Origin of the sequence: Pseudomonas sp. CFBP 13727 (genome assembly GCF_014841915.1) — a bacterium.
Lineage (GTDB): Bacteria > Pseudomonadota > Gammaproteobacteria > Pseudomonadales > Pseudomonadaceae > Aquipseudomonas > Aquipseudomonas baltica.
The window spans coordinates 1-8,170 of the sequence record NZ_JACYUT010000009.1; the positions used below are offsets into that span (position 1 = coordinate 1).

Sequence of the window (8,170 nt, forward strand, 5' to 3'; positions counted from 1 at the left end):
GTTGACATGGTCGCTGCCATAGGCGGCTTTGCGGATGGCGCGTAATAATGAACGGGGTGGATTTTTCACGATGGATCACCTCAAGTGGAGTTGAGATCACTCATGACAAAGAGCGGGTGGGCCCCTCGCCGACAGTTGCCTGCCGGCGAGGGGTAACGCTGCTACAAGTCCAGTGCGTAGCAACGCACGAACACCGAGGCAGAAGGGCCGCCAGTGCCGTAGGCATTTTCAATGGAGTACACGGCCGTTACCGACCCCTGCCCAACGGGCTCATTCACCCACTTCTTGGAGAAGTAAGTGGCCGGAATCAGGAAGTCGTGATGTTTGACAGGGCCACCCGGCAATTGGATATCGTCGCGCGTCAAGGTGTAGCTCAGATCGAGCTTCATGTTGGGCGTTTCGACGCCTGAGCCGGCAAGGCCGTAATACCCCTGCAGCGTGAGGGTGATCTCGTCGCCCTCGGCCACTTGGTCGTAATCCAGGAGCACACGGAATGGCGTACCGTCCTGCAGCTGCGCCTTGTTCAAGGAGTTTTGTGCCTGCCTGCGCTCTGTGAACTCTCCTGCGGGCAATCCCCCGGGTCCGCCTGGCAGCAGATCCTGAGAAATAACTTGTACGTCCTTGGCAAACGACAGGGCCACGTTGGTCGCCGATGGCGTGCCTGATGTTGCACGCGCCACGGTGTAGTGGACAGCTTTGATACCAGGCCCTTTGGCCTTCATTTCAGCCGATGTTGCGGTGATTTTCAGCGGTAATTTGGCAGCGAGATCGCTGGCCAGTATGGTTCTTCTGTTAGCCAGCGCCGTGCCGCCCCAATAGACGGTAATGACATCGTTGGCCTGCAGGTAGTCGACATCACCCGGCGGGGTGGCAGTGCTGTCGGCGTAGTAAGGAACGATGACCTCGGCGTCCTCCTGCAAGTCAGCGTTGTCGATGATATCGACAGCACCACTGTCCGCCTCGACCGTGACTACCCTCAACAGCTCATTTTCCGGAGTGCCGGGGACTGGGTCTGGGCCGGCGGGTATGGTGATGTCCACCAACACGGGGTTGGCTCCCGAAGTGGCCATTTTTACAGTGCCGCGGTAGACTTCGTAGTACCCCTCTGCTGTGTACCGTTGCGGTGACCCCGTACCGCCACCGTTGGCAACGAAGTCAAACGGCAGGTCGAACTCCAGCACGAAGGGCTTGCCGAGGTCCGCTGTGCTGATGCGCAGTCTCGAGGTACTTGAGGTGCCGAGGTAGAAAATCACTTCGTCGCCATCGACGGACTTGGGGATTTCGGGAATTTTGACATGGACCGGCGTGCGCGCATCGGCTTCGCTGATCAGGCCGTTGTCGCTGAACAGCGCGATGTCTGGTAAATCCAGATCACCGTCCACTGGCGCGCTGCTGACCAGGATGATCAAGGCAACGTCGTCTGCGCGCCCACGGCTGACATTGCCCGCCACGTCGGTAAGCGTGTAACCGAAATAGCGCTCGCCGTCATTCATGGCTTGCAACGCGGCCAACGGAATTTCAAGCTCCAGATCTTCGCCTGTGCCGCCCACGGGCACCACCTTCTCCGCCGACACGATGAGCAACTCAGACCCCCCTGATGTTGCTCTGTAAAAAGGTTTGACTATGTCGCCATCTTCCATGCCGTAGTAGTCTGGCAGCAGTGTCTTCAGCACTAGACCGCCGGAAGTGCCTGCAACCAATTTGTCCAGGGTCACACCTTCGTCTTCTACATCTTGGGCAAAGATCAGCGGTGGCATCAAAGTCCCGCCTGGCGCTTCACGGTCGATACGCAAAGGGATCGGTGGGTTACCCCGAATCACATTGCTGCCGCCATCCTCCAGCTCGTAGGTAACCTGGTGTACACCGTGAGCCAGGGTTGCGTCGAACTCGCGGATATAACCATTGCCTACCTCTGCAGCGTCCACGGCTGGAACGTCGATAGGCACATTGTCGAGTATCAAGCGGACCAGGTCGCCAGCAACGATGCTCGTGTGGTTTGGAATGGAGATCCTGAATGGACTGTTATTCTTGTTTGCAGGAATCAGGTTCTGCGGGTGCCCGGAAATGGCGTCAGGTACTGACGGCGGTGGACCATCGTCCACCAATATGCCCACGCCTGCCCGCAGGCTGGCAGAGCGCTTGCTGGGCGACGTCGGATCCAGTCGGCCTTTCTTGTGAACCTTGTACACAGTGACGGCTGCATCTGTCGGACGCGCGCTTGGCGCCTGAAAGATCGCGTTGGAAGTTCCCATTTTTCAATCTCCAGTACTGAACTGATATAGACCGAGGCGCGCAGTGTGAATAAGCGTTTTCATAACGGCTGCGAGTGATTGATTATTTACACGCTGCAAGTTTCGGTGCGGCTTCGTGCGAGGCGTAATTGGCCTGGTGCGATATTCAAGCTAGCACCGATTGGAATCGTTTCAATATTTAAATCCAGCTAATTCTGAAAATTATTATTCAACTAGATGAAGCATGATTTGCAACTACACTGCCACTTCGGATGGACGATCCAAAGTAACTTTTTGAATAAATAAATTCAAAGGTGGCAGTCATGAAAACTATTGTTCACGGCGGTATCAAGTGGCGCCCGTTGCTGGGCGTTGCAGTCGTATTAAGTGTATCTGGCGAGGTCATGGCGGCCGTGGTGGATGGGCCCTTTTCCATCGGCAGGGTCAACTCAGGTTCACCGGTCGAGGAATGGTCGGTACTGCGAGGAGGTTCGCTGTTTGTCAGCCCTGGGGGCCAAACTCTGGACATCGGCTTGCGCCTGGGCAGTACGGCCGGGCTGGAAGGCGCCACGGTCACGGCGCGCGCACGCTTCGAAGCCTTGCGCGTGGACGCTTCCACGGCCACGGTGACCGATAGCGTGCTCAATGCCTCTTCAGCCATCGGTATCACGCTGGTAGCCGGCGCGCCCGCCGTCTTGACGCTGACCAACAGTACGGTCACCGGCTTCGGCCGAGGCATCCAAAGCAGCACAGGGGCCGTGGTGAATATCAGCGGTTCGCAGATATCCGGCACCGATGATGGTCGCGTGCAGCCTTACTTAGGCGGGGTGGGGCTGTCGGTGCTGTCATCGGACATGAACCTGGTGCAGAGCAGCGCCATAGGCGCCAACCATGGCGCCACATTGATCGCCAACGGTGGCGGCAGCGGCACACCGCGTGCAGCCACCAACCTGGCGCTCGATGGGTCGAGCCTGCAAGGTACTCGCGGCAGCGCGGTGTTGGTTGGGGCCACGCTGTATCCACTGGCCACAGCCGGAAGGTTGACCCTGGCCAATGGTTCAAGCCTGACCGGGGGCGATGGCATAGCGGTGGAAGTGACGCAGGCGTCGACCCTGGATCTGCAAGTGGCCGCCAGTGCCTTGAACGGCGGCTTGAGCCTGGCAGATGCCTCGCAGGTGACGGCCGATCTGGGCCAGGGCAGCAGCCTGACCGGCGACATGCTGCTGGGGGGTGCCAGCGCGCTGACCCTGGTCAGCCGCGAAGCCAGTACGTTGACCGGCAATGCCCTGCTCACCGGCGGCTCGCGCATCGACCTGAGCCTGGAACAGAGCAGCTGGGTTGGCGACACGAACGTCAGCGAAGCCTCACAGGCCCAGCTCAACCTGGGCAACAGCAGCTTGACCGGCAACGTCACTGTCGCCGATACCTCCACGGCGAACATGACACTTGACGCAAGCAGCTGGGAAGGCAACGGCCAGGGTCCACTGAACCTGAACCTGAACCGCGCTTCGACATTCAATGGCCAGTTGAGCCAGGCAGGCGCTGTCAATCTGGCTGACGGTTCCCTGTGGAACATGACAGGCGACTCGCAGATAGCCAGCCTGGCCATGAACGGCAGCAGGGTGGCGTTGGGTGGCCGCAGCGGCGCCTATCGAACCTTGCAGACAGGCAGTTTGAGCGGCAGCGGCATCTTCGACCTGAACACCGATCTGGGCACCGTACAGGGTGATCGTTTGGTGGTGACCGGCGAGGCCGCCGGCAGCCATGAACTGGCCATCCACAACAGCAGCAGTGGGGTCGACCCGACGCCGGGTACGACCCTGACCGTAGTGCAGACCGGCGGTGGCGCGGGCACCTTCGCCGTGCTCGGCGGCCAGGTCGATGCGGGCACGTACGTCTACGACCTGCAGAAGCAAGGCCAGGACTGGTTGCTGGTTCAGCGGGGAACTGTCGGTCCCGTCGATCCAGGGAGCCCTGGCGATCCGGGAGATCCGGTAGACCCGGTAGATCCAGGGAGCCCTGGCGATCCGGGAGATCCGGTAGACCCGGTAGATCCAGGGAGCCCCGGCGATCCGGGAGATCCGGTAACCCCGGTAGATCCCGTGACGCCCGTGGACCCCGGCAATCCTGGAGACGGCGGCGGTCCGGTGGTCACCCCCGGAGCGCGTTCGGTGATCGGCCTGTTCAGCGCCGCACCCACGGTGTGGTACGGCGAGCTCTCTACCCTGCGCAGCCGCATGGGTGAACTGCGCCTGGGCCGTGGCACCAGTGGCGCCTGGGTGCGCACCTATGGCGGGCGTTACGACCTGTCGGCCGGGGGTGGTGTGGCCTATAGGCAGCGCCAGCAGGGGCTGACCTTTGGGGTCGATGCGCCGCTGCCGGCCAGTAATGGCCAATGGTTGGTAGGCGTGATGGGCGGCTACAGTCGCTCCGACCTGGACCTGGCGGCAGGCACTTCCGGTGAGGTCGACAGCTACTACCTGGGGCTGTACAGCACCTGGCTGTCCGAGGGCGGCTACTACGTGGACGGCGTGGTCAAGCTCAACCGGTTCCAGAACGAGTCCGACGTGCGCGTCAGCGACGGCAGCCGTACCGGTGGCAACTACGACAACCACGGTGTAGGTGCCTCGCTGGAAGTGGGCAAGCACATAAAGCTCGCCGACAACTGGTACCTGGAACCCTTCGCGCAGATGTCGGCGCTGTGGGTGCAAGGTGAGCGCTACGATCTGGACAATGGCATGCAGGCACGCAGCAACGGTGCCGATTCGTGGCTGGGCAAGGTGGGTACGCATGTCGGGCGTAGCTTCCCGTTGGCCAATGGCGGCTTGGTGCAGCCTTACATCAAGGTGGCGGCGGCCCATGAATTCGCCGATGCCAACCGTGTCAAGGTCAACGCCAACCGCTTCACCAACGACCTCTCGGGCACCCGCGGCGAGTTGGGTGCCGGTGTAATCGCGCAGATCTCCGATCGTCTGCAGTTGCATGCCGACTTCGACTACAGCAATGGCGAGAACATCGAACAGCCATGGGGAGGAAGCCTCGGCCTACGCTATGCCTGGTAGGTGTCGTGCCAGGTAGGTCTGTCGTTGTAGGGCGCGTCTTGCCTATGCATGATTCGGACGCGTCCTACAGATATTAAAACTTCATGAACCTAAGCTTGCGGCCCGCAATTGCCCTTCGGCAAATCCTACGGTTGCATCGCAAGGTTCTCAATCATGAGCAGGTTCGTTTCACGTTTCATCCTGCCCGGCAGCTTCGCTGCCGGGCTTCTCGTACTGGACGGTGCCGAAGTCGCTGCGGCACGCGATCTGACCGGCCCAGGGGACGCCCTGGTGATCTACCCCGAGGCCGCCATTACCGATTGGCGCCTGCGCGAGGGAGCCTCCCTTTACGTCAAAGGCGCAAAAACCCTGGGCATCGAAGTGTCCAGCGGTTCTGCGCTACGCGCGGAAAACGCGCAGATCAACGGCGGCGCGGCAGTTGGGGTCAGGGTCAGTCAAAGCACCGCCAGCATCACCGGTAGCACAGTGGTCAGCACCGGCAACTACGCGCTGATCGCCAGCAATGGCAGTGAGACCAGCGGCGCCCAGGTCAGTGTGTTCGACAGCGTATTGCTGGGCAGCGGCAGCGGCGTTTCCGCCAACTACAACAACGCTATCACGCTGGCCAACACCCAAGTGCTGGGCCGGACGGCCAACACCAGTCTGCTCCGGGGTGGCAACGGGATCCTGATGCTCAGTGGCGACATCAATGTGACCCAGGGCAGCAACGTGGTTGGCGAGACGCATGGCGCCGTATTGAGCATGGACACCTTCGTGCCCGTACCGCGCGCCAGCAACCTGGTGGTGGACAACGCTCGCGTCGAAGGTCAGCGCGGTGCGGCAATCGCCGTACAGACACGCAACGCCTCACCCGTTCAAGCCTCGATCATCGTGCGCAATGGTGCGACGCTGCTGGGCGGCGACGGTGTCATTCTGCAAGCCGGTGCCAATACCACGGTGGACTTCACCGCTGCCAATACCGACTTGACCGGTGACATTCAGATCGACGCGGACTCGACCACCGCCATTACGCTGCAAGACAACGCCCGCCTGACCGGCACCATGGCCGGGGTGTCCAGCCTGGCCGTCGACAGCGGCGCATTGTGGCGCATGACCCAGAGCGCCAGCATCGGTGACGTCAGCATGAACGGCGGGCGCATCGATTTGGGTGGTACGTCCGGCGCCTTCCGCGAACTGACGCTGGGCAGCCTCGCCGGCAATGGCACCTTTGGCCTGGGCACCGACCTGGCCACAGGCCAAGGCGACACGCTGGTGATCACCGGCCAGGCCACCGGCGACCACTTGCTGGCCATTCACAACACCGGTACTGACGTCGCCGAAGGGCAAGACCCATTGACCGTGGTCAAGACCGCAGGCGGTGACGCGCGTTTCGCGGCGCTGGGCGGCCAGATAGACCTGGGTACCTTCGTTTACGACTTGAAACAAACAGGCGACGACTGGCAGCTGGTGCAGCGCCCTGGCAACGTGGTGACCCCAGGTACCGCATCGGTGCTTGGCTTGTTCAGCGCTGCGCCCAGCGTGTGGTACGGCGAGCTGAGCACCCTGCGCAGCCGCATGGGCGAGCTGCGCATGGGCAAGGCCGAGGGCGGCCTGTGGACGCGGGCCTACGGCAATAAATACAACCTGTCGGCGGGCGGCGGTGTGGCGTACCGACAGCAGCAGAACGGTTTCAGCCTCGGCGCGGACGCCCCGTTGGTGGTGGACCATGGCACCGCCTTGGTCGGTGCCATGGTCGGCTACAGTAAATCCGACCTGGACCTAAAGGGCGGCACTTCAGGCGAAGTGGACAGCTTCTACCTGGGTGTCTACGGCACGTGGCTGGGCGATGACGGCTATTACGTCGATGCATTGGCCAAGCTCAACCGCTTTCAGAACAGCTCCGAGGTGCGCATGAGCGATGGTACCCGCAGCCGAGGCAGCTACAGCCACCATGGCATCGGTGCCTCGCTGGAAGCAGGCCGACGGATTGCTGTGACTGAAACCGTTGCTGTCACGCCCTTCGCCCAGGTGTCGGCTTTGAAGGTGCAGGGGCAAGGTTACACGTTGAACAACGGCATGGAAGCTGACAGCAACCGTGCCGACTCGCTGCTGGCCAAAGCTGGTGCCAAGCTCAGCCAAACGCTTGAGCTGGATGCCGGCGGCACCTTCGAGTACTACGCCAAAGCCGCTTTGGCCCACGAGTTCGCCAGCAACAACCAGGTCAAGGTCAATGGCAACCGCTTCACCAACGACCTGTCCGGCAGCCGCGGCGAATTCGGCCTGGGCCTGGCCGCGCAGATGTCCGACCGCTTGCAGTTGCACACCGAGTTCGACTACGCCAAGGGTCGCAACCTGGAGCAACCCTGGGGCGTGAACGTCGGCCTGCGCTACAGCTTCTGATCCCGCAAAGGCAGGCAACAGCGGTGAATGCGCTGCTGTTGCCTCAGCCATGGCACAACCCTCTGTACTGTTTCTGCGTAGGCATAGGTACCTTCTGGGCAAGTGGGTCTGCCGTATGTGAACGACCCAACTAACACATGCAAAAGCTCGCCTTTTTACTTTCAGTGCAATGTTGAATATTATTTTTTATAGCCGCATCCAAAGTACAAAAATATACTAACTTCTCTTGAGCTCTCGCATTCAATCGTTGTGCGAATAAAACGTATGCCTCACATAGACTTGGGCGCGAAAACTTACTAAGTTTGTCACTCTTCCAGTTGTTTGCACTTTCCAGTTTTCAAGCCTAACTTGTTCTCTCAGGTGACTGCTGCTTGATTGCTCGCCTCTCTACTCTTCGATATTCCCTCAACTTCCCCGAGGTGATCCATCGTGAAAAATCCACCCCGTTCATTATTACGCGCCATCCGCAAAGCCGCCTATGGCAGCGACCATGTCAAC

Annotated in this window: 3 protein-coding genes; 2 read left to right on the forward strand and 1 reads right to left on the reverse strand. The window is 60.7% G+C overall.

Annotation, left to right across the window (positions count from 1 at the left end; all coding sequences use genetic code 11):
* Positions 1–161: 161 nt before the first annotated feature.
* Entirely contained in the window at positions 162–2,252 is a 2,091-nt protein-coding gene (locus tag IFT76_RS20645) for a hypothetical protein (RefSeq protein ID WP_192060109.1), read from the reverse strand.
* 302 nt (positions 2,253–2,554) lie between these two features.
* On the opposite strand from IFT76_RS20645, the gene IFT76_RS20650 reads away from it, so the two are divergent.
* Both IFT76_RS20650 and IFT76_RS20655 read left to right on the forward strand, forming a co-directional pair.
* Positions 2,555–5,293, forward strand: coding sequence for an autotransporter outer membrane beta-barrel domain-containing protein (locus IFT76_RS20650; protein ID WP_244647993.1), 2,739 nt, complete (start codon positions 2,555–2,557; stop codon positions 5,291–5,293).
* A 153-nt stretch (positions 5,294–5,446) separates the two neighbouring features.
* Entirely contained in the window at positions 5,447–7,672 is a 2,226-nt protein-coding gene (locus tag IFT76_RS20655) for an autotransporter outer membrane beta-barrel domain-containing protein (protein ID WP_192060111.1), read from the forward strand.
* The last annotated feature ends 498 nt before the right edge of the window (positions 7,673–8,170 follow it).

Bases quoted from the DNA above. Each gene is read 5' to 3' on its own strand.
- IFT76_RS20645 (WP_192060109.1), bottom strand. From the start codon at position 2,252: ATGGGAACTTCCAACGCGATCTTTCAGGCGCCAAGCGCGCGTCCGACA.
- IFT76_RS20650 (WP_244647993.1), top strand. From the start codon at position 2,555: ATGAAAACTATTGTTCACGGCGGTATCAAGTGGCGCCCGTTGCTGGGC.
- IFT76_RS20655 (WP_192060111.1), top strand. From the start codon at position 5,447: ATGAGCAGGTTCGTTTCACGTTTCATCCTGCCCGGCAGCTTCGCTGCC.